Here is a 24834-nt window from a genome sequence, read left to right on the forward strand (position 1 = left end):
AGGTATTATTCTGAGTTCGTAATTAACCCCTTTAGGTGGGCAAATAACGCATTGTTACCAGAACAGGCGTTACGCATTAAATTTATGTTAACTTAGTGTTACCATGAAATGACTTTTTATCTATCGTCTATAACTCTGGGTTAACTCTTAATGAAACTGCGCCACCTGGAAATCTTCTATGCTGTGATGACATGCGGGACACTTTCACGGGCAGCGGAATCGCTGAATATTTCCCAGCCGGCCGCCAGTAAAGCGTTAAAAAACGCTGAGCAAAAACTCGGTTTTCAGCTCTTTCAGCGAGTTCGTGGCAAGCTTCTTCCAACCAGCGAAGCGATCACACTTTTTGAAAAAGCGCAGTCGATTTATCACGAACTCGACAACCTGCGACTGCTGGCCGATAACCTGACGCGAGATCCGCGAGCCAGAATAGCCCTGGGATGCCTGCCAAGCCTGGGATTAAGTCTGGTGCCGGAAATAGTCACGGCGTTTTACCAGCAGAATGCGAATCTGGTCATGACACTGACGACAGAGCACACTGAAACGCTGGTTAAAAAACTTGATCTGCGTGAGATTGATCTGGCCCTGACGCTACAACCGATTCAACAAGGGGAAATTATGACGACGCTGATAGCCGAAGTTCCGCTGGTTTATATCGACCGGGACTATCGCCAGGGCGCAGTAGAAATAGACAAGATTGACCAACAACGCTGGATTTCTCCCGGCCCTCATTCCCTTTCCGATGCAATAGCTAAACGACGTGATTTTTTGACGACGCGCCTGAATGTCCAGACCTATTACATGGCCACGGAATTTGTAAAACGCGGAATGGGATGCAGTATTACCGATATTTTCTCTGCCCGTCATAACCTCCCGGCAGAGACGATTCACCCCATCGCCCCGCCAATGAAAATTGATCTTTGTTTGCTACGGCGTGCCGACGTTTCACTTAGCCCCATTACACAAAAATTTGTCGATTTCCTCTGTCAGCAATTACGTCTCCAGCTGCGAGCCATTAACCTTGAGTTATACCCTGAAAATAAAAAGTCAATTGCTCCTCAGGCCTAAATGTTTTGACATAACCCCAACGCATTTATTAGCGGTGGATATCTCAGGTGATGAAAAAACGCATTGTAGTTATTGGCGGCGGGGTAATTGGTCTGGCAACAGCATGGGTGCTGGTAAAACAGGGCCATCAGGTGCAATTGTTAGAACGCAACAATCAGGCAGGTATCGCCACCAGTTTCGCTAATGGGGGGCAACTCAGTTATCGCTACGTTGCTCCTCTGGCGGATAAAGGCGTACCGATGCAGGGAATTAAATGGATGGGGAAAAGCGACTCCCCCCTCAATATGCGTTTGCGCATGTCATTTAGCCAGTGGCGCTGGTTGCTGGAATTTTTACTGGCCTGCAATAGCCGGACAAATAAACTCAATGGCGACCATATTTTACGCTTATCACTGTTAAGCCGTCAGGTCATGGAAGAGTGGCTGCTGGAAGATAATCTTGATGATTTTCACTGGCGCCGTTCTGGCAAACTGATTATTCATCGCCGCCCGCAAGATTTAGCCAAAGCAGCAAAAGGTATTAATCCGCAATTTCAACAGGCTTTATCACGCGAAGAGTGCGTTCATCTTGAACCAGCACTAAAACATATTGGTCATTCATTGTGTGGCGGTATTTACTCTCCCGGCGATGAAACGGCGGACTGCTATAAGTTCTGCCAGGCATTACTTGCCAAACTTAATGCCAGCGCAAATTTTTCGCTACAAACCAATTGTGAAGTTTTGCAGTTGAATAAAAAAGGCGAGCGCATTGATTCCATCACCACCAACACAGGAACACTGGTTGCGGATGATTATGTCGTTGCCGCGGGTAATGGCAGTAAGCATTTACTTGCCGAAACCGGGACTCACGTACCGCTCTGCGGTCTGAAAGGTTACAGTCTGACGCTCCCCTTCCCACAAGAAATGGGGATCGCACCGCAAATCAGTGTCACCGACTATGGTCATAAAATTGTCTATGCCCGCCTCGGTGAGCGGTTGCGTATCGCCGCCATGGTCGATATTGGCTATGACGGAAATGAATTGCGCCCTGAACGAATCAATGCCTTAAAGCAGATCGTAGCTAACAGTTTTCCGCAACTGCAAGGCATCGATGATGCTGAATTATGGACAGGTATGCGTCCATCCACCCCTGCGGGTCCGCCACTATTAGGACGGGCGAAGTATCAAAATCTGTGGATGAATCTTGGTCAGGGCAGTCTGGGCTTTACGCTGGCGGCGGGTAGTGCCGTGGTGTTAGGCGCGCTGCTGTCGGGCGAAGATCCTACAATTTCCCTTGATGGACTGACATGGAGCCAATCAGCTTGAATATCAAACGTAATAACCCACAACCTCGTCTTGCCGCCAGTGTGGAATATGGCAATCTTGTATTTCTCTCCGGTCAGACACCGAAGAGCAATACGCCTGACATCGCGCAACAAACGCGCGAAGTGCTGGAGAAAATCGACGCATTACTTGCTGAAGCTGGCAGTGATAAATTTCATCTCTTGTCCGCTCAGGTATGGCTGAAAGATATCAGCCGCGATTTTGCCGATTTCAACGACGTATGGGTTAACTGGCTGCCAGAAGGATATAGCCCGGCACGTGCTGCCGTGCAGGCTGAGATGGCCCGCCCGGAGATTCTGGTTGAAGTGATGGTCACTGCGGTAAAAGCCGGATAATTCACCATTTTCAGCCCCCTGACAACGTCGTCATGGGGCATCTATGAAGGTTAAACGTCCCCTCTTTTACCTGCCAAAATTCAGGCTGAAAATATCATTTTTAGTTATGTTTTTATCACTGGCCTACGATTTTTTCTGATTTCCCCTACACTTAACACTGATACCTTGTCAGGGGTTTCCCTTTGTCTGTATTGATTTACGCGAGATAACGCTATGGAATTAAAGGATTATTACGCCATCATGGGCGTGAAACCGACGGACGATCTCAAGACAATCAAGACCGCCTATCGTCGACTGGCCCGCAAATACCATCCTGATGTCAGCAAAGAGCCCGATGCCGAAGCCCGCTTCAAAGAGGTCGCTGAAGCCTGGGAAGTGTTAAGTGATGAACAGCGTCGCGCTGAATATGATCAGATGTGGCAGCATCGCAACGATCCGCAATTCAACCGCCAGTTCCAGCATGGCGACGGTCAGAGTTTCAATGCCGAAGATTTTGACGATATCTTCTCGTCAATTTTCGGTCAACATGCCCGCCAGAGCCGTCAACGCCCCGCCACACGTGGCCACGATATTGAAATTGAAGTTGCGGTATTCCTGGAAGAAACGCTTACTGAGCACAAACGTACCATCAGCTATAACCTGCCGGTTTATAACGCCTTTGGCATGATCGAACAGGAAATCCCGAAAACGCTGAATGTGAAGATCCCGGCGGGCGTCGGCAATGGCCAACGTATCCGCCTGAAAGGCCAGGGGACGCCAGGCGAAAACGGTGGTCCAAATGGCGACCTGTGGCTGGTGATTCATATAGCCCCGCATCCGTTGTTTGATATTGTCGGTCAGGATCTGGAAATTGTGGTGCCGGTTAGCCCGTGGGAAGCGGCTCTGGGTAGCAAAGTCACTGTACCAACCCTGAAAGAAAGCATTTTGTTGACCATTCCGCCAGGCAGTCAGGCCGGGCAACGATTGCGCATTAAAGGCAAAGGTCTGGTAAGCAAAAAACAGACTGGTGACTTGTATGCGGTACTGAAAATCGTCATGCCGCCGAAACCGGATGAAAATACTGCTGCGCTGTGGCAACAACTGGCAGACGCCCAGTCGTCTTTTGAACCACGTAAAGATTGGGGGAAAGCATAATGGCTCATGTTACGGTGACTTTTACCATTACCGAATTTTGCCTGCATACCGGCATTTCTGAAGAGGAGTTGAATGAAATTGTCGGTTTGGGGGTGGTTGAACCGAGAGAGATCCAGGAAACAACCTGGGTATTTGATGACCATGCCGCCATTGTGGTGCAACGCGCGGTACGTCTGCGTCAGGAACTGGCGCTGGACTGGCCGGGGATCGCGGTGGCGCTAACGTTAATGGATGATATTGCACATCTGAAACAGGAAAACCGTCTGTTACGCCAGCGGCTTTCCCGGTTTGTGGCTCACCCGTGAGTGTGGCTGCCGGATGCGATGCTGACGCGTCTTATCAAGCCTACAAAGATCACCGTTCCCGTAGGCCGGATAAGGCGTTAACGCTGCATCCGGCGGCGCTGCCATAATGCCTGATGCGACGCTTAACGCGTCTTATCAGGCCTACAAAGATCACCGTTCCCGTAGGCCGGATAAGGCGTTCACGCCGCATCCGGCAGCGCTGCCATAATGCCTGATGCGACGCTTAACGCGTCTTATCAGGCCTACCAATCGGCATTATCTCTATTGGTTATCGCAAGCAATAACTGGCTTAGTGCCGCGTAAAAACCAAAACTGTCATACTGATGGCAACGCACAGCAAACTCTGGTAACCATTGCCGCAGCGACGTCAGTGTTTTTTGCCGCAGATTGTCAACTTCCTGTGCAGGTACAATCCCCTCTCCCCGGGCAAAATGCAGATGGCTTAACAACTCAAGAAAAATCGCCAGATGATCTGCCGGTTCGTTGAAATTGCCACTGGTGTCCATCCCTGCCTCAGCCAGTAAGCCTTTGATCACCTGTGGGTCCTGCTGATACGCCGATGCATACGGCAGTGCCGCCTGCCTGTCAGTCATCAAAAACAGGCCGCAAAAGTCGGCGGCCAGTTCCAGACGGGCGTCGTCACGTACTGTCAATGCAGCAATACTTTTCTCCAGTTCATTCACCGCCGCAGTCAGCGGCGGCTCGCGTTTCAGCAAAGAAAACCATTCAGCCATCTGCGCACTGGCGATTTGCGTCAGTTGTTCATCGTCCAGTTCACGGGAGAACAACTGCGCCAGCCAGGCATAGACACAAGCATTCTGTTCCACCGTTAGTGAAGTCATGATTTCACCTGCGGTGCCGGAACATATTCGCACTGCGCCACCATCTCAATCGGACCATTAAACGCCGTTACCTTTTCTATCGGACCGGTGAATTTTTCAATTTCCACGATGGTCGTATGTGAGCTGGTGGCCTGCGCAAGTTGCGATGTCCCGATGTCGGGCGTTAGCACATTAGGGTTACCGTATTTACACAGCGCATTGAGCTCTCCGCCTTTCTCCGGATCATACCAGGCGCCTTCATGGATCCGGATCACGCCAGGTGCATAGAGATCAGAAACCACCGCGCCCACCAGAACCTGCCCCCGATCGTTAAAGACGCGCACCACATCACCGTTAGCAATCCCGCGCGCACGGGCATCCTGCGGGCTGATATATACCGGCTCTTTACCCGCTACGCTGTAATGCTGACGCAGTGTTTCAGATTCACACAGTTGCGAGTGGACGCGATAATCGGGATGCACCGATTGCAGATGCAGTGGATACTTCTGCGAACCTGGTCCACCGTGGGAACGTTCAATTTTCTCAAACCACATTGGATGCCCCTGACAATCGTCATAGTGCATGTCGGCGATAGTTTGCGAGTAGATCTCAATCAACCCGCTCGGCGTCCCCAGCGGTTCGAGGTCGGGATCTTCGCGGAACGCCTGATGACGCACGAACATCTGCGGATGGTCATAGACCACGTATTCTTTACTGTTCCACAACTCATTAAAGGTCGGTAAATGGATGCCGAGTCCTTTGGCCTGCTGGAGCGCGTCCTGCCAGATGCGCTTGAGCCAGCCCATCTCATCCAGCCCCTCAGTAAAGGCTTCCTCACGGTCAAAGCGGCGGCATAACTCGCGGAAAATATCAAAGTCGTTGCGCGCCTCAAATTGCGGCTGCACCACCTGTTTAGTGGTGATAAGCCCATGGCTGGCATAGTCACCAAACTGGTCGAGATCGTTACGCTCAAACTGGGTAGTTGCGGGTAATACAATGTCGGAAAAGCGGCAACTGGAGGTCCACTGGTTATCAATGGAAATCACCGTCTCCAGCTTGCGCCAGCCTTCGATAATGCGGTTGATCTGCTGATGGCGGTGGAACGGATTGGTCCCGGCGAAAACACACATTTTCAGCGGCGGCAACTTAACTGTTTTGCCGTCCCAGTTGATCTCTTTCCCCGGTTCCAGAATGGCGTCGATATAACGGGCCGTTGGGATGGTACTGCTGTAACCTTTGTAATCGTTGTTGTTATGAACTGGCGGAATTTTCGTGGCACCGGGAAAACCGCTCAGGATAATCCCTTTACGGCCTGGCACGCCTGAGCCGCTGCTGTGCCAACTAAAACCAAAACCGCCACCTGGCAGGCCAATCTGCCCGAGCATTGCCGCCAGCACCACAATCATCCATGACCACTGCTCGCCGTGCTGCATACGTTGGGCGCACCAGCCGGCCATAATTTGCGTTCTTGTGCCCGCCATTTTCCGCGCCAGCATGCGGATCGTTTCGGCGTCAATGCCACACAGTTTTTCTGCCCAGACGGCATCCTTCGGCTGGCCATCTTTCTCACCCAGCAAATACGGCAGAAATTGCTCGAAACCGACGCAATAATCAGCAATGAATTGTTTGTCGTACAGATTTTCGCTGTACAGGGTATGGGCCATCGCCAGTTGTAGCGGGACATCGGTTTGCGGGTTAACAACAATATGTTTAACGTGCTCACGCCCCAGATATTCATGCGTTGAACTGACCACCGGGTCGATGCTGATAACTTCGATTTCGCCCGCCGCCACCTTTTCTTTCAGTTGCTCGTAATATTCATAAACATCGTGAGACGGGCAGCGGAAATTAACCTGCTGATTCTTCACCAAATCGGTGCCCCACATGACGATGATTTTACTGTTTTGCAACACTAACGGCCAGGATGTTTGCTGTTCGTAAACTTCCATTGATCCCACCACCCGCGGCAGGATCACCTGCGCTGCTCCGGTGGAATAGTCACCGCCGGTACTCACTTTATTGCCATGTAGTGCGATGGCTTTCGACAGCATTCCCCCGGCGCTATGAAATTTACCGGATGATTGCCCGCCGCTGGCGGTCAGTAACGCACTGGGGCCATAGGTTTTTTGCACCCGTTCCAGTTCTTCATAGAACATGTCCAGGGCTTCATCCCAAGTGACGCGGACAAAACGGTTATCGCCGCGCTGAGTGGTGTCACTCAGATGGCGCTTACGCAGCCAGTCGACTCGTACCATTGGGTAGCGAATACGCGCCGGATTGTGGACGTGATCCGGCAGCCCGGCGATAATTTTCGTCGGGTACTTATCCAGTTCGAACGGTTTCACCGCCACAAAGCGCCCGTCTTTCACCGTCGCGCGAATGGCGCCAAACCGCGAACCGGTCAGGATACCTTCTTTCGACGTAACAGCCTGCGCTGCGTTAACACGGCGTGGAGTTAACAGCGATGGCCCCAGCATCCCGGCCAGCGTTAAGCCACCAAGCTGGGTAAGAAAACGTCGACGTGATGCCTGAAAAATGTCTTTATTTTTCATTATTTTCCTTCCTTATCGCTGTGAGACTTCCCTGCGGTATCCGACGCATGCATTTGCAGATATTTCAGCATGGTGCGTTCTTCCCGTTTATCCAGGCTGGTAAAACCAATCATGCCGTTGATTTGGCCGATCCAACCGTTGGCGTCGTAATGGGTGGTTGCCGACGCGCCGTGGCACTGTTTACAGGCGCTGCTGTACAGCGTATCGCCATAGGCCCAGATTGGTTTGATGTCGTCGACCATATCGCCCTTCTTCAACCATGCGGTGGCCTGCATCTTACTCCACTCGGTTTTGGTGTCAGCAACGGTGGTTTTCTCCAGCATTTTCGCCTGCTGCTGGATATCGCCGCGAATGGATGCGACAAAAATCCGTTTGCCGGGCAACTCGGTCAGAACCCGTTGAGTTCCAGCGCTTTCCGTCCAGCCGATGATAGCCACCTGCAACCAGTCGCCGTCACGTTTAAGCACTTTCACTTCAGAGGCTGGCAGTAGTGAACCCGTCGCTTCTTTATCATCCTTTGCTGCATAAAGCGGCTTTATATCTATAGAATAAAGGATGTCTTTATCATCTCTGGCGCTGGCACGTAGTTCTTCGAACTGTTTACGCGAGCCGCTGCTCATATCCGGCAGCTGGTGGGCAATGCCTTTATGGCAGTCGATACAGGCCTGATTATCTTTCGCTGCGGCGGCCATTTGACGTGCGGCTTCCGGATGCTGCTTCGCATGATCCATCGCGTCGTAGTTATGGCAGGAACGGCAGGTCGCTGAATTGTTCTCTTTCATCCGCGCCCATTCGCGCTCGGCAAGTTCTGCGCGTTTAGCGTTGAATTTCTCAGGGGTATCGATGGAGTGACCAATAACGGTCTGATACACCTCATTACTCGCTTCCAGTTTCCGCTTCAACATTCCCGGTAAATCTGACGGGACATGGCAGTCATGGCATTCAGCTCGCACGCCAGAAGCATTCTGGAAATGCGCCGACTTTTTATATTCTTCATACACCGGCGTCATACTGTGGCAACTGACGCAAAACTCAGTGCTGCTGGTGGCCTTGATCCCGAAGTGAGGTAACACAATCAAGGCAATACCGATCACAATCCCCATCAGCACCAGCGCTAACACCGACCAACGCGCACTTGGCCGACGCAGCGCACTCCATAGTCGTCTCATAATAACTCCTGTAAAAATATAATTTGGCAACTGTGATCTTAATAAGCAAATATGAATAGCGGCACTCGTCAGGATGAATGGCTTATGACAGCATATGAATGGATATGAACAGGAAGATCGGGAAGGCAGGGATGTCACACCATATTGTCATTGTTGAAGATGAGCCTGTAACGCAGGCACGTTTGCAAAGCTACTTCATCCAGGAAGGGTATCTCGTGTCGGTCACGGCAAGCGGCGACGGACTACGGGAAATTATGGAAAACCAGCCTGTTGATCTCATTTTGCTGGATATTAACCTGCCCGATGAAAACGGTTTAATGCTTACCCGAGCCCTGCGCGAACGCTCAACGGTGGGGATTATTCTGGTAACCGGGCGCAGCGATCCTATTGATCGAATTGTCGGGCTGGAGATGGGCGCCGATGATTATGTCATCAAACCGCTGGAGCTGCGTGAACTCGTGGTTCGGGTAAAAAATCTGCTCTGGCGTATCGATCTGGCCCGTCAGGCCAACGCTCTCTCTCAGGATAACTGCTATCGTTTTGCCGGATATTGTCTGAATATCTCACGCCACACGTTGGATCAGGACGACCGACCTATCAAACTCACCCGCGCGGAATACGAAATGCTGGTGGCCTTTGTCACTAATCCTGGCGAGATCCTCAGCCGTGAACGACTGCTGCGTATGCTCTCCGCCCGGCGGGTAGAAAACCCCGATTTGCGCACCGTGGACGTACTGATCCGCCGTTTGCGTCATAAACTCAGCGCCAACCTGTTAGTTACGCAGCATGGCGAAGGGTATTTCTTAGCCGCTGATGTCTATTAATCCACCGATTCAGGTAATGTGGTGCACCAAGGATGATTTCACTCTGGCCAAAAGATTGTGGATGGCGTTTGCCCTGATGGCATTGCTGACGCTGGTGAGTATCTTTGTAGGTTGGTATAACCTGCGCGTTTTAACCCAAAGCGCTCAGACCAACACTCTGGCCCTGATCCCAACCATGAATATGGCCCGTCAGTTGAGTGAGGCCAGTGCGTGGGAACTCTTTACCGCCCAAAATCTGAACAATACGGATAGCGTAGAGATGTGGCAATCCCAGGGGAGGACGTTATCGGCGCAGAAGCTGAAAATTGACACCCTGTTGCAGGGTCTGCGCGAGAAAGGGTTTGAGACGATAGCCATTGAACGGCAAGCCTATGAGATTGACCACTCGCTACGCCAGCAAGGTGATCTGGTCGGCCAGCGGCTGAAACTCCACGATCAACAGCAACAACTCAGCCAGCAAATCGTCGCCGCGGCCGGAGAAATCGCCAACATCGCGCAATCCCAGACCCATTACATTGCAATCGCCACTGCATCACCGCAGTCTGGCCCGCAAAGTGTGTTTGGCCACAATCATAACAGGTCGGCGGAGAGCGCCGTCGAACAGTGGGTTGCTGGCGATCGTGAGTACGTCAGGCAGATGCACGAAATGCGCTTTAGCGCTCTGCAAATACAGCATTTCGTTATGAAACTGGAGCTGGAGGAGAGTGAAAAAAATAAGAACAGGCTGCCTGTTCAACTGAAAAACGCGCTTAACAGGGTGCAACTTCAACAAAGACGCATTAAAGCTCCGCCGGTTCGCGCGCAGGCTGAAAAGGCACTGGAGACAGTACAACGATATGTCGAGTTACTGGCGCTCTACCAACGAGAAAAAGCACTCAATACTCACCTGCAGACGCTGACGCAAAATAATATTGTGCAGTTTGCACAGTTCAGCAACGAAGTTAATCAGTTGGTCGCAACCATTGAGCAGCGTAATCGGGCCGGACTTACACATCTGGAAAGCGCCAGTGAACATGTACGGTTTAACCTGTTACTGCTGGGCGTCGTTTCACTTTGCTCATTGATTCTGATCCTCTGGCGCGTGGTTTATCGCTCAGTTACGCGCCCTCTTGCCGAACAAACGCAGGCGCTGCAACGCTTGCTGGATGGTGATATCGACTCCCCTTTCCCGGAAACCGCTGGCGTGCGGGAACTGGATACCATTGGGCGGCTGATGGATGCTTTTCGCAGCAGTGTTCATGCGCTTAATCGCCACCGCGAACAACTGGCGGCGCAGGTCAAAGCGCGCACTGCCGAATTGCAGGAACTGGTGGTAGAACACCGCCTGGCACGGGCGGAAGCAGAAAAAGCCAGTCAGGCAAAATCGGCGTTTCTGGCAGCAATGAGCCATGAGATCCGCACTCCGCTGTACGGAATTCTCGGCACCGCGCAGTTGCTGGCAGATAACCCGGCGCTTAACGCCCAGCGTGATGATTTGCGGGCAATTACCGACTCTGGCGAATCATTGCTGACCATCCTCAACGATATTCTCGATTATTCGGCTATCGAAGCAGGTGGCAAGAATGTTTCGGTCAGCGATGAGCCCTTTGAACCGCGCCCACTGCTGGAAAGTACCCTGCAATTAATGAGCGGACGGGTTAAAGGTCGTCCGATTCGACTGGTAACAGAAATTGCCGACGATGTCCCAACCGCATTAATGGGCGATCCGCGCCGTATTCGCCAGGTTATTACCAATTTGTTGAGTAATGCCCTGCGTTTCACCGATGAGGGGCAGATTATCCTGCGCAGCCGCATTGATGGCGAGCAATGGCTTGTCGAAGTGGAAGACAGCGGCTGTGGTATTGATCCCGCGAAACTGGCTGATATCTTTCAGCCGTTTGTTCAGGTGAGCGGCAAGCGCGGCGGCAGTGGACTGGGGCTGACTATCAGTAGCAGTCTGGCTCAGGCGATGGGCGGCGAACTGACCGCCACCAGCAGGCCGGGAGTAGGAAGCTGTTTTGGCTTACGGTTACCGTTACGTGTTGCCACTGCGCCTGCACCAAAAACAGTCAATCAGGCGGTGCGTCTGGACGCTTTACGATTACTGTTGATTGAAGATAACCCGCTAACGCAGCGTATTACCATCGAGATACTTAACACCAGTGGCGCTCAGGTCGCAGCCGTAGGAAATGCCGCGCAGGCTTTAAAGACGCTGCAAAATAGTGAACCGTTTGCTGCCGCACTGGTGGATTTTGATCTGCCGGATATCGACGGCATTACACTTGCCCGGCAACTTTCGCTGCAATATCCGTCGCTGGTTTTGATTGGCTTTAGCGCCCATGTCATCGACGAAACGCTGCGCCAGCGTACCAGTTCGCTATTTCGCGGAATTATCCCTAAACCGGTGTCGCGTGAAGTGCTTGGTCAGTTACTGGCGCACTATCTGCACCTGCAAACACATAACCATCAACCACTGGATGTATCGCAGCTCAATGAAGATGCGCAGTTAATGGGGGTGGAGAAAATCCACGAATGGCTGACATTATTTAAACAACATGCCCTGCCCCTTCTCGATGAAATGGACACTGCCCGCGCCAGACACGACAGCGACAAAATCAAACGTGCCGCGCACCAGTTGAAAAGCAGCTGTGCCAGTCTGGGCATGCGCAGTGCCAGTCAGTTGTGCGGACAACTTGAGCTGGAACCATTAACCGCGGCCCTGCCGCGTGAAGAAATTACGCGTAGCATCGCGGCCCTGGAACAGTGGCTGAATAAGAAAGCCCCGAACCCGATGTGAATCAATATCATCCCGTTGAGAAAACTTAGAATAGTGGCATTTGGTATGCAACTTAACGGGCGGGCAAAATCATGGCAGAGAAAAAAAGAATCCGCTGGCAGAGACGGCCAGGCACGACGGGCGGTAAATTACCGTGGAATGACTGGCGCAATGCCACGACCTGGCGTAAAGCGACGCAATTATTACTGTTGGCAATCAATATTTATATTGCCGTCACCTTTTGGTACTGGGTGCGCTATTACGAAACGGCAGGTAATACGGCATTTGTCGCCAGACCGGGTGGCATTGAAGGTTGGCTGCCGATTGCTGGTCTGATGAATCTGAAATACAGCCTTGCAACAGGTCAGTTACCTTCCGTGCACGCCGCCGCGATGCTGTTATTGGTCGCTTTTATCATTATCAGCTTACTGCTGAAAAAAGCCTTTTGTTCGTGGCTATGCCCTGTTGGTACGCTCTCTGAATTAATTGGCGATCTCGGAAAAAAAGTGTTTGGTCGACAATTCGCCCCTCCCCGCTGGCTGGATATTCCTCTACGCGCGGTGAAATATTTGCTATTAAGCTTTTTTCTTTATATCGCGTTATTCATGCCCGCCCAGGCGATTCACTATTTTATGCTATCGCCTTATAGCGTGGTGATGGACGTTAAAATGCTCGATTTCTTTCGCCATATGGGGAAAGCGACATTAATCAGCGTGACGGTTTTGCTGATTGCCAGCCTGTTTATTCGCCATGCCTGGTGTCGTTATCTTTGCCCATATGGCGCGCTGATGGGACTGGTTTCGCTATTATCGCCGTTTAAGATTCGTCGCAATGCCGAAAGCTGTATCGACTGCGGTAAATGTGCGAAAAATTGCCCATCACGGATCCCGGTCGATAAATTAATTCAGGTCAGAACGGTGGAATGTACCGGTTGTATGACCTGCGTGGAGTCATGCCCGGTGGCCTCAACATTGACCTTTTCGCTGCAAAAACCTGCGGCAAATAAAAAGGTCTTTGCCTTGTCTGGCTGGCTCATGGCACTACTGGTATCAGGAATTATATTCGCGGTGATTGCTTATGCGATGTATGCGGGAGTATGGCAAAGCCCGGTGCCGGAGGAGTTGTACCGACGCTTAATTCCACAAGCGCCAATGATTGGTCACTAAATTAGCAACAAGCGGAACATCACCTCGCACGGGGTGATGTTCACAAAATCACATTATTTTGATTTTGACATCATAACTTTCAAGCCCGGTCATTTTCTCCCGCGCGGTGAAGCGAATTTCAGAGACTTCTTTCCCTGTGTTCTTGTTAAATTCGGCGATTTTTTGCGCGATAAAATCTGAGATTTCCGTTTCGGCTTGTTTTTTTAGCTCTTCAATATTCACTGTTAACCTCTTCTGGTCTTAAAAGACAGCAACACGCCAGTAAGGTGTTGGTTCCCGGTACCTGGTCAGGTAAGAAATGTTATAAGCTATCTCCCTGAAAGATTCAATAATCAACAGGTTATCGCTTATTATACATACAGAGTTGAGGAAAAATAAGCCAGATATAAAAAAGGCTCCACGAGGGAGCCTGATATTATTTGGTGAAATCCAGTGGTGTCTGGTCAGTGCGTATTTGCAATGCGATGTTATCAAAGGTGATCATCATCGACTTGCAGAAAATACACTTTGCACCTAAAGGGTTTCGCTCCGTCACATCGAATGCCGATGTGCGGTACTGTGAACCATGACAACATGGACAGCGGAAATGGAGATGCTGAGTAATAGCGGCAACCTTAGAGCGTAACAACGTTCGCTGCCGAGGGACCACGTTGCCCCTGCTCAATAGAAAATTCGACTTTCTGATTTTCGTTCAGCGTGCGGAATTCATTGCTCTGGATGGCGGTGAAATGGACGAAAACGTCCTTGCTGCCATCATCAGGAGTGATAAAGCCGAAACCTTTATCTGCGTTAAACCATTTTACTAAACCAGTCATTTTATTAGACATATTTTTACTTCCTTCATTTTGGGCCTTTCGGCAAACAGGGCTTTAATACAGAAACTACTTAGTGTTCAGGAGAGAGACTCAAAAGAAGGGGATAATGCCTGATAATGAGAACTGCTTTAGTAAACTACTTTGTATGATGTCTGTCTTTCAAACCGACGCAGCTATTAACGCATGATAAATAAGATTAAGCAAACTTTATTTTGGCCGTCCAGCGGTCTTAAATAAAACTGGCTTTATTTTATTTAGACCGTATAGTGCAGCGCAGATTTATCAGTAAGGAATTTGTTTGTCCCGTAAAATGACAGGAATTGTCAAAACCTTTGATCGCAAAAGCGGCAAAGGATTCATCATCCCCTCCGACGGTCGTAAAGAAGTCCAGGTCCATATTTCCGCATTCACCCCCCGCGACGCAGAAGTGCTCACCCCAGGGTTACGCGTGGAATTTTGCCGCGTCAATGGCCTGCGTGGCCCCTCAGCGGCAAACGTCTATTTGTCCTGATGGAGAGTGCATGCCGGAATGCGTGCTTCATTCACGATTTGCGTAAAACCAGCCAACGAACACATGCCCTGCGCGTTTCTTTCGCCACACTCAGCCAACGTTAACGCCACTTTGCCTGGCGGCGTTTTTAGCGACAACGGAGTTTTGTCACGCATCTGCTGTAGGGTCTGGAATACCAGCGATACCTGAATCCACTGGCTGTTATCACTAAGTCGCCGCCAGCGTTCAAAAACCAGTTCGCCCCCCGGTGGGGTATTATCCGGCTGGCCTGGTAGCGTCCAGTTAAGCTCTAACGCGCCCCCCAGATTCGCCAGATTAGTGTCGTGTCCGGCAATAAATAGCAGTGAAGTGGGTAATGTCACGCCATAAACCTGTTGTTGCGTGTTATTTGGCGTCAGCGCCGTCAGCACTAAATCCAGCAACGGCGTGGCGCGACTACGGGCAACCTCTGGTGTCCGTTGCAGCAAATAAAACTGCGCGTTATGCAGACTTAGCAAGGTGTTCCACTGGTGTGAATCAGTAATTCGCCCCCAGCCAGGCTCCGGCATTCCCTGTGCCTGTTGCAGGAGAAATATCTCCGTCAGCATTGAAGCCAGGCTTGCCGCACCGGTCAGGGATACATTGTCATCACTCACTTTGAGTTCGGACGGCAATGCCTGAGTCAACGTACAACTTTCGTCCTGATTGTCTCGTTTAAGGCACAGATTTGATTGCTGGAAATTGAGAACCTGCTCCAGTTCGCGAAATGCGGTTTGCCGATGCTCGGTAAACTCCGCTATCGATCCCCCTGCTCTACTGAGAATAGTCGCGGTAACGTTCGGCTTATCCAGTTGGCAAACGCCAGTTTTAAGGGGATTAAACAGGGGATCGGGCCGGGAAGTATCTGGCTGGGTATGTACTGTAATCGTACAGTTGGGTGCCAGCCCGGCAGCAAAGGCTTCACCTGTTTTACGCGTACGTTCATCGACATCCGCAATAATCGCAACCTGATCAGGTTTCGGGCAGCCATTTTTTGCCAGTAAACCGTCAGCGACCAGGCGTTGGCGTTGATAATGCCCAAGATAAGTGACCAGTTCGCCGCCACGCGGGGTCAACCAGCCCAATTTCACCGGCCACTCAGGCCATGTGTCTGGAGTGACATCCTGCATGAGTGGCGTGGCTTTGGTGGGCGCACGCACGCCATGACGGCTGACAATCACCACCCGCTCCAGCTTCAGTTCCGGCTCACTCTGAGCGAATGCAGGTGACGAGGTTAACGGAATCAGAAGAGATAAAAATGGGATCAAAATCGCTTTCATCGATATGTTTCCGTTTTTCATATCCGACATGACTGCCTGATGCGACGCGTCGTATCAGGCCTAAGTTCGTTGTACGCCAGTCATCCCTTCAGACGCGGATCCAGCCATACCAACACGACGGTAGAAAGCGAACACATCAACAAAATGCCGACGAACCACAATAGATACCACATTGTTCATGCTCCTTAGTACAGCTCATGATCGTGACGGCGCAGAGTTTCAGTCGTCATACGACCCCACATTTTGTAGTAACTCCATAGAGTGTAGAGCAACACTATTGGCAAAAATATCAGTACAATTACTAACATAATGCTAAGTGTCAGTTGGCTGGAGGTACTATCCCACACGGTCAGGCTGGATATCGGACTGATACTCGAAGGCATAACAAAGGGAAATAACGTAACGCCAGCGGTGAAAATCACACCAAATTGCATCAATGACGCCATCAGAAATCCCCAACCGGGGCGACCACGGTAAATTGCCATCGCCGTCAGTAACGGGCAGAAGAAACCGAGCAGTGGGAAGATCCACAAGACGGGCGATTCGACGAAGTTATTCATCCAGGCGCCTGGCAGTACCGTCACCATTTTCATCAGTGGATTGGACGGACCGTTGACATCCTGAGCGAGTAACACAAAGCCATCAATACCGACCCACAGCCAGTAACCCGCCAGCAGGAAGCAGAGCATCACCAGCAGCGCGGCGCGTTTGGTCGCCAGTTGTGAACGCAGATGAATAGCGCCAACGGTTTTCAGCTGCAACCAGACGCCCCCTTGCAAAATCACCATCCCCAGACTGAGCAAGCCGCACAGCAAAGGGAATGGCGTCAGCAACTGCCAGAAGCTACCGAGATAATCCACGCGTAATTGCGGAGTGAAGGCAAACGGCACGCCGAGCAACAAGTTGCCGAAGGCGATACCAAAGACCACTGGCGGGACCAGACTACCAATGACCAGACCGGCATCCCACATTTTGCGCCAGCGGGCATCCGCTATTTTGCCGCGATAATCAAAAGCCAACGGGCGGAAGAACAGCGAGCACAGCACCAGGATCATCGCCACATAAAAGCCAGAAAACGCCGCTGCATAGACTCTGGGCCAGGCGGCAAATAATGCCCCACCTGCGAGGATCAGCCAGACCTGGTTACCCTCCCAGTGAGCGCCAACGCTGTTGATCACTATCCGGCGTTCATCATCGTCACGCGCCACCAGTGGCAGCAGACAACCGATCCCCATGTCAAATCCGTCGGTGACCATAAAGACCACCAGGATGACGCCCATCAGCAGCCACCAGATGAACCGTAATGTTTCATAATCAAACATGACTCTCTCCTTTACCCCTGTTGCTGCGCTGGTTGTTCACTCTGCATCGCACTCGGCCCCAGGCGGGCATATTTCTGCATCAGGTAGACTTCGGCGATTAAGAACAGGGTGTAAAGTCCTACGATCATAATCAGAGAGAAGGCCAGTTGGCCCGTGGTTAATGCAGAGTGCGCGGAGTATGTCGGTAAGATGTCCTGAATCGCCCACGGCTGACGACCAAACTCGGTCATAAACCACCCGGCTTCAATGGCAATCCACGGCAGTGGCAAACTCCAGAGCGCCATTTTCAGCACCCAGCGATGTTGATCGATTTTGCCGCGCAGCGTCTGGACGAGCGCAATCAGCATCACCAGTAACAGCAGCGAACCGCAGCCAACCATGATGCGGAAACTCCAGAATACCGGCGCCACTTGCGGGATTGCGCCACGCATCGCCGCCTGGTACTGCGCAGCAGTGACATGATTCATATCCGGTGCATAGCGGGAGAGCAGCATGCCGTAACCGAGATCGCCTTCTAACTCGCGAAACGCCTGTAATACATGCGGCTCGCGGTTGCCCTGCGATATCCCCTGCATTAACAGCCAGGCTATGCGCCCGCGTTGCAGCCGTGGGTAGGTTTCGGCCATCAAATTTTTCAGCCCGGGAACAGGTTTATCCAATGAATGAGTCGCGAGGATCCCTAACAGGGCCGGGATTTTAATGGCAAAAGCGTTGCGTTCTTGATCTTGTTCCGGCCAGGCAACGAGATGGAACGGCGCGGGTGCCGGTTCGGTTTGCCACTCCCCTTCCATCGCCGCCAGTTTTACCGGCTGTACTCGTGCGACTTCATATGCAGAGCTGTCTCCGAGTTGCAGCGCGCCGATTATCGCCAGGGTCCCGAAGACAGAACCGATGGCAAACGAGCGGAGTGCAACGTCGCGCTCCCGCCCACGCAGCAAATACCACGCGCTGATCGCCATAATGAACATCGCCCCGGTCACATAACCTGCCATCACCGTGTGCACAAATTTCACCTGGCTGACAGGGTTAAAGACCAGATCGCTGAAGCTGGTCATCTCCATACGCAGGGTATCGATATCGAAATGCGCCCCGGTCGGGAACTGCATCCAGCCATTGGCATTCAAGATCCACAATGCGGAGATATTTGAACCGAATGCCACCAGCCAGGTGACCAACAGGTGTTGATATTTGTTCAGGCGTTGCCAGCCGAAGAAGAACAGACCAACAAAAGTGGATTCGAGGAAGAAGGCCATTAATGCTTCCATCGCCAGCGGTGCGCCGAAAATGTCGCCTACATAGTTGGAATAGAATGACCAGTTAGTACCAAACTGAAACTCCATCGTCAGGCCAGTGGCCACGCCGAGAGCAAAGTTGATACCGAAGAGCTTACCCCAGAAACGCGTCATATCGCGGTAGATTGTTTTGCCGGTAACCACGTAAATAGTTTCCATGATGGCCAGCAAAAAAATCAGCCCCAGGGTAAGGGGCACAAATAAAAAGTGATACAGCGCGGTCAGCGCAAACTGCCAGCGCGATAAGTCAATAACATCCCACATGCTAACTCCTGTAGGCGAAGAGAGGGTAATAACCCTTTAATAGTAGATCCCTCTTTTTATCCTTACAGTTTGTAGGTAGTTGTATTCGCTAATTGCGATATTCACAGGACCGAAAGCGATATTTGCCACCATTTTTACTGTTGTGCGCTTTCCGCCAGCCACTGACAAACCTCGCCGAGACGCTGCGCAGAGTCCGCCAGATCTTCCGACGCAGCCAGCACAACTTCGGGTATCGGGCAGATTTCATAACTCTCAAGCAGCGGGCCTTTTAAGGTGTCCATACAGCGTAAATGCCAGACATGGCGTAATCCCGTAGCGTTGATATAGCTCTCGCCGTAGCCAATGGTGCGAATCTGAATATTGCCCGGCCCGCAAAGACGCGACAGAAAAAGCCGGTCAGCTTCGCTGATGGGTAACTGCGTCAGGTTAATACTGTGCGGCTGCGCGTCGGGGTTTCGCACATGCGCCAGCAACTCATGGGCCAGCGGTAAGCCATTCATCAGGCCATCGATGGGGGGCGGTAATAGCGAATCTGTCGGCAGTGCGTTTTGCGTTGCCGCCTGCCACAACGCCAGCGGCGCGCAGCCAGCCTCCAGTTTGTCCTCCAGCAACTGTTCGCCGCGACGTCTGCGTACACGCCATAATCCACAGAAGATCGCCTCCTGAATTTCACTTTCACTGCCGTCAGCGTGCTGGATGCGCACTGATACTTCCCCTTCCCCAAGCAGCGTATTGATGAAATGACGATCGTCGGCGTTGAGATTTAACAGATCGACTGCCAGCACCTCGCCCAGCGGTAGCTGACGTTCGCTTAGTTGATGTTGCAACTCGTTTAACAGCTCCATCACCTGCGGGCTGTGAGCACATTGCTCCAGTGCCGCCATACTTGGTTCATCATTCACCTGACAGGTGATCGGCAATGGATTCATACTGAAACTGTCATCGTTCGGTTGCGTTCCTGGCCCCAGCAGATGGAAAAAAGTTTCGCTCATGAGGCTCGCTCCTGTTGCGGTTCGACAAGCCCACGCATCAGGTTTATCAGCTCCGCCCACGGGTGAATGCCGTTCAACACGCCGCGATAGCGACCGCCGGTAAACACCAGGGTGGCGGGAAAGCGAAAAACACCAAAGCGATCGCCAATGGCTTCGCTTTGCGCAAGATCGGCAATCGCCACCTTCCACGCATAGTCTGGAAACTCGCGCAGTAGCTCGCCGATCATTACCGGATTGTCGCTGACTTCAGGCGTCCGTTTTGGGTCACAGCTTAACAACACCACACTGTCTGGCGTTTGCGTAAGCCAGTCATCAAGATGGGATTCACTGACCGGCGTCCAGCCGCGCGCCAGCATTCGTTGCCACAACGCATCAAATGGCATGTCGTTGCTCATCCCTGCTCCTCCAGCGTCATCCGGTACTGGCGCAAGCGAACGCCTTCGTAATTTTCCATCGACAGACAGTCATAATTGAGACAACGAGACTCCTCAGTCGGTTGCGGTACAACTCCCCACTCAGCCAGCTGTACCAGCGCCGCCTGTTCCGCAGCGGGCAGTTGCTCTCGCGCCAGTTCGCTCAGGCTACCGCCGTAGTCGTCGAGCATCGCGGGTTGCAGGCCGACGAGGGCAATATGTGCTGGCAGATGTCCGCGGATATCTGCCAGCGCCAGCACTTCGGAGAAACTGTTCTGGTGCAGGCTCATTTTCTTCGCGCTGAGATAGGCCGGAATACGATCTCCGGCATAGGTTCGTAGCGTTCCTGGCTCCAGCCCATAATCAATGGCATCGAGAATCAACAAGTGGCTGGCGCTTTCGACATAGCCCAACAGGTTCAGCCCTTGGGTACCGCCATCGACAATCTCCACTTCCTCGGGCCAGTGATAATGGGCATACAGCCGTTCTGCCACCCGCACGCCGAAGCCTTCATCGGCCCACAACAGATTTCCCAGCCCCATCACCACCACGCGTTGCTCACTCATGAACGCTCCTTGTTGCTTTTGACTTTAAAAAATTTGTGGCTGCGGTAGCCGTTCACCATCGTGGAGATCACCGTGTCGTCAGACATAATGTCTTCACGCAGCGCCATGTACACATGACCGATCACAAACGCGCCAATCAGCCACATCCCCAGCCGATGCCAGCTGTGAATGTCCATTGAGTTGCCGCCCGTCCAGTAGAAAAATTCCACCACGTAACGGAACGGTGTGAAGATAGCGTACTGACTGTGTTCGCTGAACAGCGCAAAACCGGTGACGATCATAAAAACGGACATCAGGAAATAGCCGAACATCGCGGCCTGGGCGATGGGATTATGACCAATATCAGCACTCGGGCGTTTTGCCAAAAACAGATACCAGCGAATTTCATACCACACGCCCAGCCACCAGCTTTTACGCCACACTGGCACGATGAACAGCTCGCGTGAGTAGCGATTACCGACAAATGCCCAGTAGATCCGCATCAGTAATATCACGGTAAAAATCATCCCGGCACTGAAGTGAATTAACCGGATGTACCCCATGTAGAACAGATAAGTCGCCTCGCCGCTGACCGAAGGCAGCGGTTTGCCAATAAAGTAGCCAGTAACCATCAACACTGCCATGCACAGCACCGTCAGCCAGTGCCAGATCCGCACGGGCGCTTCAAAGACATAGTGGCTGACAACGTTGTCGCTTTTCTGTTGCATGATGATTCTCCTTCGCTGTTAACGCACCTGCACGGAGATAAGCTCGCTACCGTCGTCGCCCAGCACATGAGTTGAACAGGCGAGGCACGGGTCGAAGCTGTGCAAAGTACGCAGGATTTCCAGCGGCTGTTCAGGAATAGCCATTTTGGTGTTCATCAGCGCCGCTTCATACGCACCAATTTGCCCTTTGGGATCGCGCGGGCTGGCGTTCCAGGTGGTCGGCACCACGCACTGATAGAGATCAATCTTGCCATCACGAATGGCAGCCCAGTGGCCTAACGCCCCGCGCGGCGCTTCGGTAAAACCGACGCCCCGGCACTCTTTCGGCCAGGTCGCAGGCTCCCATTTTTCGGTAGAGGCAGTGGCGAGATTGCCGTTTTTCAGGTTGGTCATCAGCTTGTCGAAGAAGTACTGCAACTTACCTGCGGCCCACTGCGCTTCGTGCGCGCGGCACAAAATGCGGCCCAACGTTGACTGGATGCCATAAAGCGGCAGGTTCAGTGCCGACATCATGCGATCGACAGACTCAACGGTTGCCGCATCGCCTTTGTGGTAAGCGATCAACGTGCGCGCCAGCGGCCCCACTTCCATCGCATGACCGCGCCAGCGTGGCGCTTTGATCCACGAGTAGCGTTCCTGTTCATTCAGCTGCTGAATGTTGGTGTTACTGCCTTTGACATCGCCGGGGTTGTACCACGGATCGGTAATACCATCGAAGGGATGACGTCCAACCCGATCGTCGGGATAACGATACCAGGCGTGATCGACAAACTCCTGCACCTGCTGCGGATCCACTAAATCTACTGGCAACACGTTTTTGAAGTCGCCGTTAATTACTGCGCCGCCAGGCATCAGCAGACTTTTTTCGCCAAAGTCGTTGGCGATATCGGGGAACGCACCGTAGCTGAGGACGCATTGATCCGAAAGGCCCGTGCCGATTTCGCTCCACGGTTTGTTGAACTGGCCGATGGCTAAAGCGTCGGGGATCATCACGTTATTAATGAAGTCCGCCGTACGGGTAATGATCGACTGCACCAGGTTCAGGCGTTCCATATTGACCGCCCCGACCGCGCCGCTTTCGTCAATGTTAATTGCACATGGCATCCCGCCGACAATCCAGTTCGGATGTGGGTTTTTACCGCCAAAGACCGCGTGGATTTTGACAATTTCGCGCTGGAAGTCGAGGGCTTCAAGATAGTGAGCAAAGCCCATCAGGTTGGCTTCTGGCGGCAGTTTATATTGCGGATGGCCCCAGTAGCCGTTGCGGAAGCTCCCCAACTGCCCGCCTTCAACAAATTTCTTCAGTCGGTTTTGCACATCGAAGAAATAGCCAGGAGACGATTTCGGCCACGAAGAGAGGCTTTGCGCCAGTTCGGACGTTTTCCGCGGATCGGCTTTCAGCGCGTTTAGCACGTCGATCCAGTCCATCCCGGCGAGCTGATAGAAATGCACCAGGTGATCGTGGCACCAGAGCGTTGCCAGCATAATGTTACGAATGATATTGGCGTTGTCCGGCACTTTAATACCGATGGCATCTTCGATGGCGTAAACCGAAGCCAGGGCGTGTACGCCGGTGCAAACGCCGCAAATACGTTCAACGAACGCCCACGCATCGCGCGGATCGCGCCCTTGCAGGATGATCTCCAGCCCGCGAAACATCGTGCCGCAAGAGACGGCATTGGTTATCACATTCTGATCGTTGATATTTACTTCGCAGCGCATATGGCCTTCGATGCGCGTGATCGGGTCGACCACCAGGCGGCGCCCGGCATTGTTGATGGTGTATCCCTGAGTTTCGTACTGAGTGCTCATGCCTGTTTATCCTCGTTGCCCGGCTGTTGTTCTGCTTCTGCAAGTTGCTGGTTATGACGTCTGCGCTGGTCAACGGCGCTGGCGACTGCATGTACGCCAACCGCCGCAGCCACCACGCCAAGCGCGGTTAAGCCGACGGTATCGGCGGTGGAGTGAGTCCCCATTTGCGGAATATCGACCACGCGGCTGTAGAACGAGCCGCGATCCCAGAAGCCATTTTCAGAACAGCCAAGACAACCGTGACCAGACTGGATCGGGAAGGAAACGCCATCGTTCCAGCGGGTAGAGGAACAGGCGTTATACGTAGTTGGCCCTTTGCAGCCCATTTTGTACAGGCAGTAACCTTTACGCGCCGCGTCATCATCCCAACTCTGCACAAACTCTCCGGCGTCGAAGTGGGCGCGGCGATAGCATTTATCGTGGATTCGCTGGCCATAGAACATCAGCGGACGCCCCATTCTGTCGACATCCGGCAGGCGATCGAACGTCACCATGTAAGTAATGATGGCGCTCATCACATCCGGGATCGGCGGGCAGCCAGGCACTTTGATAATGGGTTTGTCGGTGATGACTTTGTCGATAGGCGTTGCCTGCGTCGGATTAGGTCGCGCGGCCTGCACGCAGCCCCAGGACGCGCAGGTTCCCCAGGCGATAATCGCACTGGCTCCGGCAGCGGCACGTTTGAGTTTTTCAATAAACGGTCGACCGCTGCTGATACAGAACATCCCCTGCTCGCCCAGTGGCGGATTACCTTCTACCGCGAGGATATATTTGCCATTGTATTGCGTGATGATGTCTTCAAAGACTTCTTCCGCCTGAGTTCCGGCGGCAGCCATCAGAGTATCGTCGTAGTCGAGAGAAATAAGGGAAAGAATGACATCCTTCGCCAGTGGGTGAGCGGAGCGGATAAAAGATTCGGTACAGCAGGTGCATTCCAGACCGTGGATCCACACCACCGGAATGCGCGGTTTATTTTCCAGCGCCCAGGCAATCTTTGGTGCCATTCCCGCGCCTAATCCCAGCGAGGTTGCAGCCAGACTGCAATATTTGAGAAAGCTGCGCCGGGTGACCCCCTGACGCCGCATGGCCTGGTAAAATGTCTCCTCGTTATTCATATCGCACGTCTCTTCTCCTTGCGACACCAGCAGGACGCCGGGCGCTTATGGTCGGCAAGCGACGTCCCTGTAGCAAGGCAAACCATCGTTTTACGTGAGAGGCTGAAAACGAAAGCTCATCCTTCTGCACTGGCGCACGTCGCCAGAAAGTATTGTTAATAAAGCGTAGTGAAACTTTTGCACAAAACAATACAAACTGTGTGGATTTGTCTTTTAGCGATAAAAATGGACCTTATTTTCCTTAAGGTTTGGCGCAGAAGAATTACGAGCCCATTTTTA

General features: G+C 52.3%; 25 protein-coding genes and 1 pseudogene. 9 read left to right on the forward strand and 17 right to left on the reverse strand.

What is annotated here, in order from left to right:
- Window positions 1-150: 150 nt before the first annotated feature.
- The 5 genes from D9597_RS08205 to cbpM all read left to right on the forward strand — a co-directional run bounded on the left by D9597_RS08205 (window position 151) and on the right by cbpM (window position 4161).
- A complete protein-coding gene (locus D9597_RS08205; protein WP_130222081.1) occupies window positions 151-1065 on the forward strand; it encodes a LysR family transcriptional regulator in 915 nt (304 codons plus the stop codon).
- Window positions 1066-1115: 50 nt separating this feature from the next.
- Window positions 1116-2369 carry a D-amino acid dehydrogenase gene (locus D9597_RS08210; RefSeq protein WP_130222082.1) on the forward strand — a complete coding sequence of 418 codons (1254 nt, stop codon included), beginning with the start codon at window positions 1116-1118 and terminating at the stop codon, window positions 2367-2369.
- Window positions 2366-2722, forward strand: a complete 357-nt coding sequence (locus tag D9597_RS08215; RefSeq protein ID WP_130222083.1) for a RidA family protein — start codon at window positions 2366-2368, stop codon at window positions 2720-2722. Before D9597_RS08210 ends, D9597_RS08215 begins: the two co-directional genes overlap by 4 nt.
- 213 nt (window positions 2723-2935) lie before the next feature.
- Complete coding sequence (gene cbpA, locus D9597_RS08220; RefSeq protein ID WP_130222084.1) at window positions 2936-3856, forward strand: curved DNA-binding protein; 921 nt, start codon at window positions 2936-2938, stop codon at window positions 3854-3856.
- The gene (gene cbpM, locus D9597_RS08225) at window positions 3856-4161 is read left to right on the forward strand and encodes a chaperone modulator CbpM (protein WP_130205424.1); all 306 of its coding nucleotides are present in this window, start codon (window positions 3856-3858) and stop codon (window positions 4159-4161) included. The genes cbpA and cbpM overlap by 1 nt, the downstream gene beginning before the upstream one ends.
- A gap of 242 nt (window positions 4162-4403) precedes the next feature.
- Here cbpM and torD read toward each other — a convergent pair whose 3' ends face one another.
- The 3 genes from torD to torC are packed head-to-tail and all read right to left on the reverse strand — an operon-like array spanning window position 4404 to window position 8703.
- Window positions 4404-5003, reverse strand: coding sequence for a molecular chaperone TorD (gene torD, locus D9597_RS08230; RefSeq protein ID WP_130222085.1), 600 nt, complete (start codon window positions 5001-5003; stop codon window positions 4404-4406).
- A complete protein-coding gene (torA, locus tag D9597_RS08235) occupies window positions 5000-7534 on the reverse strand; it encodes a trimethylamine-N-oxide reductase TorA (protein WP_130222086.1) in 2535 nt (844 codons plus the stop codon). The genes torD and torA overlap by 4 nt, the downstream gene beginning before the upstream one ends.
- Window positions 7534-8703, reverse strand: a complete 1170-nt coding sequence (gene torC / locus D9597_RS08240) for a pentaheme c-type cytochrome TorC (RefSeq protein ID WP_130222087.1) — start codon at window positions 8701-8703, stop codon at window positions 7534-7536. The genes torA and torC overlap by 1 nt, the downstream gene beginning before the upstream one ends.
- A 131-nt stretch (window positions 8704-8834) precedes the next feature.
- Between torC and torR the strand changes: the two genes are divergently transcribed.
- The 3 genes from torR (at window position 8835) to D9597_RS08255 (ending at window position 13448) form a co-directional block, all read left to right on the forward strand.
- Window positions 8835-9527 carry a two-component system response regulator TorR gene (torR, locus tag D9597_RS08245; RefSeq protein ID WP_130205416.1) on the forward strand — a complete coding sequence of 231 codons (693 nt, stop codon included), beginning with the start codon at window positions 8835-8837 and terminating at the stop codon, window positions 9525-9527.
- 16 nt (window positions 9528-9543) lie between these two features.
- On the forward strand, window positions 9544-12303 hold the full coding sequence (torS, locus tag D9597_RS08250) for a TMAO reductase system sensor histidine kinase/response regulator TorS (protein ID WP_130222257.1): 2760 nt from the start codon (window positions 9544-9546) through the stop codon (window positions 12301-12303).
- Between the two features lie 71 nt (window positions 12304-12374).
- Complete coding sequence (locus D9597_RS08255; RefSeq protein ID WP_130222088.1) at window positions 12375-13448, forward strand: 4Fe-4S binding protein; 1074 nt, start codon at window positions 12375-12377, stop codon at window positions 13446-13448.
- Between the two features lie 48 nt (window positions 13449-13496).
- Here the strand turns inward: D9597_RS08255 and D9597_RS08260 are convergent, their stop codons facing one another.
- The 4 genes and pseudogenes from D9597_RS08260 to cspG all read right to left on the reverse strand — a co-directional run bounded on the left by D9597_RS08260 (window position 13497) and on the right by cspG (window position 14275).
- On the reverse strand, window positions 13497-13670 hold the full coding sequence (locus D9597_RS08260; protein WP_130205410.1) for an addiction module toxin, GnsA/GnsB family: 174 nt from the start codon (window positions 13668-13670) through the stop codon (window positions 13497-13499).
- A pseudogene (locus tag D9597_RS08265) lies at window positions 13660-13895 on the reverse strand (cold-shock protein). The gene D9597_RS08260 and the pseudogene D9597_RS08265 overlap by 11 nt, the downstream one beginning before the upstream one ends.
- Window positions 13864-14052, reverse strand: a complete 189-nt coding sequence (locus tag D9597_RS08270; RefSeq protein ID WP_130205730.1) for a cold-shock protein — start codon at window positions 14050-14052, stop codon at window positions 13864-13866. The pseudogene D9597_RS08265 and the gene D9597_RS08270 overlap by 32 nt, the downstream one beginning before the upstream one ends.
- Window positions 14053-14062: 10 nt before the next feature.
- A complete protein-coding gene (gene cspG, locus D9597_RS08275) occupies window positions 14063-14275 on the reverse strand; it encodes a cold shock protein CspG (protein ID WP_000066493.1) in 213 nt (70 codons plus the stop codon).
- A gap of 286 nt (window positions 14276-14561) precedes the next feature.
- Between cspG and cspH the strand changes: the two genes are divergently transcribed.
- Window positions 14562-14774 (forward strand): cold shock-like protein CspH, encoded by a 213-nt coding sequence (cspH, locus tag D9597_RS08280; protein ID WP_130205408.1) that lies wholly within the window; start codon window positions 14562-14564, stop codon window positions 14772-14774.
- Here the strand turns inward: cspH and D9597_RS08285 are convergent.
- From D9597_RS08285 to hyaA, 10 genes are all read right to left on the reverse strand, one after another.
- The gene (locus tag D9597_RS08285; protein WP_130222089.1) at window positions 14762-16072 is read right to left on the reverse strand and encodes an AppA family phytase/histidine-type acid phosphatase; all 1311 of its coding nucleotides are present in this window, start codon (window positions 16070-16072) and stop codon (window positions 14762-14764) included. The genes cspH and D9597_RS08285 overlap by 13 nt on opposite strands.
- An 80-nt stretch (window positions 16073-16152) precedes the next feature.
- Window positions 16153-16245: a cytochrome bd-II oxidase subunit CbdX gene (gene cbdX / locus D9597_RS08290; RefSeq protein WP_032161491.1), complete on the reverse strand. Its 93-nt coding sequence runs from the start codon at window positions 16243-16245 to the stop codon at window positions 16153-16155.
- Window positions 16246-16257: 12 nt separating this feature from the next.
- Window positions 16258-17394, reverse strand: coding sequence for a cytochrome d ubiquinol oxidase subunit II (gene appB / locus D9597_RS08295; protein WP_130222090.1), 1137 nt, complete (start codon window positions 17392-17394; stop codon window positions 16258-16260).
- Window positions 17395-17405: 11 nt separating this feature from the next.
- On the reverse strand, window positions 17406-18950 hold the full coding sequence (gene appC / locus D9597_RS08300; protein WP_130222091.1) for a cytochrome bd-II oxidase subunit 1: 1545 nt from the start codon (window positions 18948-18950) through the stop codon (window positions 17406-17408).
- Between the two features lie 134 nt (window positions 18951-19084).
- Window positions 19085-19942 carry a hydrogenase expression/formation protein gene (locus tag D9597_RS08305; protein ID WP_130222092.1) on the reverse strand — a complete coding sequence of 286 codons (858 nt, stop codon included), beginning with the start codon at window positions 19940-19942 and terminating at the stop codon, window positions 19085-19087.
- Window positions 19939-20337, reverse strand: coding sequence for a hydrogenase-1 operon protein HyaE (gene hyaE / locus D9597_RS08310; RefSeq protein WP_130222093.1), 399 nt, complete (start codon window positions 20335-20337; stop codon window positions 19939-19941). Before hyaE ends, D9597_RS08305 begins: the two co-directional genes overlap by 4 nt.
- A complete protein-coding gene (gene hyaD, locus D9597_RS08315; RefSeq protein ID WP_130222094.1) occupies window positions 20334-20921 on the reverse strand; it encodes a hydrogenase 1 maturation protease in 588 nt (195 codons plus the stop codon). The genes hyaE and hyaD overlap by 4 nt, the downstream gene beginning before the upstream one ends.
- Window positions 20918-21628, reverse strand: a complete 711-nt coding sequence (gene hyaC / locus D9597_RS08320) for a Ni/Fe-hydrogenase b-type cytochrome subunit (RefSeq protein ID WP_001186409.1) — start codon at window positions 21626-21628, stop codon at window positions 20918-20920. The genes hyaD and hyaC overlap by 4 nt, the downstream gene beginning before the upstream one ends.
- A gap of 18 nt (window positions 21629-21646) precedes the next feature.
- The gene (gene hyaB / locus D9597_RS08325) at window positions 21647-23440 is read right to left on the reverse strand and encodes a Ni/Fe-hydrogenase large subunit (RefSeq protein ID WP_130222095.1); all 1794 of its coding nucleotides are present in this window, start codon (window positions 23438-23440) and stop codon (window positions 21647-21649) included.
- Window positions 23437-24555 carry a hydrogenase 1 small subunit gene (gene hyaA, locus D9597_RS08330; protein ID WP_010344442.1) on the reverse strand — a complete coding sequence of 373 codons (1119 nt, stop codon included), beginning with the start codon at window positions 24553-24555 and terminating at the stop codon, window positions 23437-23439. The genes hyaB and hyaA overlap by 4 nt, the downstream gene beginning before the upstream one ends.
- Window positions 24556-24834: the final 279 nt, after the last annotated feature.

Origin of the sequence: Escherichia sp. E13S3 (assembly GCF_004212325.1) — a bacterium.
Taxonomy (GTDB): domain Bacteria; phylum Pseudomonadota; class Gammaproteobacteria; order Enterobacterales; family Enterobacteriaceae; genus Escherichia.

Coding starts and splice junctions, on each gene's coding strand:
- D9597_RS08205 (WP_130222081.1), top strand. CDS start 151: ATGAAACTGCGCCACCTGGAAATCTTCTATGCTGTGATGACATGCGGG.
- D9597_RS08210 (WP_130222082.1), top strand. CDS start 1,116: ATGAAAAAACGCATTGTAGTTATTGGCGGCGGGGTAATTGGTCTGGCA.
- cbpA (WP_130222084.1), top strand. CDS start 2,936: ATGGAATTAAAGGATTATTACGCCATCATGGGCGTGAAACCGACGGAC.
- cbpM (WP_130205424.1), top strand. CDS start 3,856: ATGGCTCATGTTACGGTGACTTTTACCATTACCGAATTTTGCCTGCAT.
- torD (WP_130222085.1), bottom strand. CDS start 5,003: ATGACTTCACTAACGGTGGAACAGAATGCTTGTGTCTATGCCTGGCTG.
- torA (WP_130222086.1), bottom strand. CDS start 7,534: ATGAAAAATAAAGACATTTTTCAGGCATCACGTCGACGTTTTCTTACC.
- torC (WP_130222087.1), bottom strand. CDS start 8,703: ATGAGACGACTATGGAGTGCGCTGCGTCGGCCAAGTGCGCGTTGGTCG.
- torR (WP_130205416.1), top strand. CDS start 8,835: ATGTCACACCATATTGTCATTGTTGAAGATGAGCCTGTAACGCAGGCA.
- torS (WP_130222257.1), top strand. CDS start 9,544: ATGTGGTGCACCAAGGATGATTTCACTCTGGCCAAAAGATTGTGGATG.
- D9597_RS08255 (WP_130222088.1), top strand. CDS start 12,375: ATGGCAGAGAAAAAAAGAATCCGCTGGCAGAGACGGCCAGGCACGACG.
- cspG (WP_000066493.1), bottom strand. CDS start 14,275: ATGTCTAATAAAATGACTGGTTTAGTAAAATGGTTTAACGCAGATAAA.
- D9597_RS08285 (WP_130222089.1), bottom strand. CDS start 16,072: ATGAAAGCGATTTTGATCCCATTTTTATCTCTTCTGATTCCGTTAACC.
- cbdX (WP_032161491.1), bottom strand. CDS start 16,245: ATGTGGTATCTATTGTGGTTCGTCGGCATTTTGTTGATGTGTTCGCTT.
- appB (WP_130222090.1), bottom strand. CDS start 17,394: ATGTTTGATTATGAAACATTACGGTTCATCTGGTGGCTGCTGATGGGC.
- appC (WP_130222091.1), bottom strand. CDS start 18,950: ATGTGGGATGTTATTGACTTATCGCGCTGGCAGTTTGCGCTGACCGCG.
- D9597_RS08305 (WP_130222092.1), bottom strand. CDS start 19,942: ATGAGCGAAACTTTTTTCCATCTGCTGGGGCCAGGAACGCAACCGAAC.
- hyaE (WP_130222093.1), bottom strand. CDS start 20,337: ATGAGCAACGACATGCCATTTGATGCGTTGTGGCAACGAATGCTGGCG.
- hyaD (WP_130222094.1), bottom strand. CDS start 20,921: ATGAGTGAGCAACGCGTGGTGGTGATGGGGCTGGGAAATCTGTTGTGG.
- hyaC (WP_001186409.1), bottom strand. CDS start 21,628: ATGCAACAGAAAAGCGACAACGTTGTCAGCCACTATGTCTTTGAAGCG.
- hyaB (WP_130222095.1), bottom strand. CDS start 23,440: ATGAGCACTCAGTACGAAACTCAGGGATACACCATCAACAATGCCGGG.
- hyaA (WP_010344442.1), bottom strand. CDS start 24,555: ATGAATAACGAGGAGACATTTTACCAGGCCATGCGGCGTCAGGGGGTC.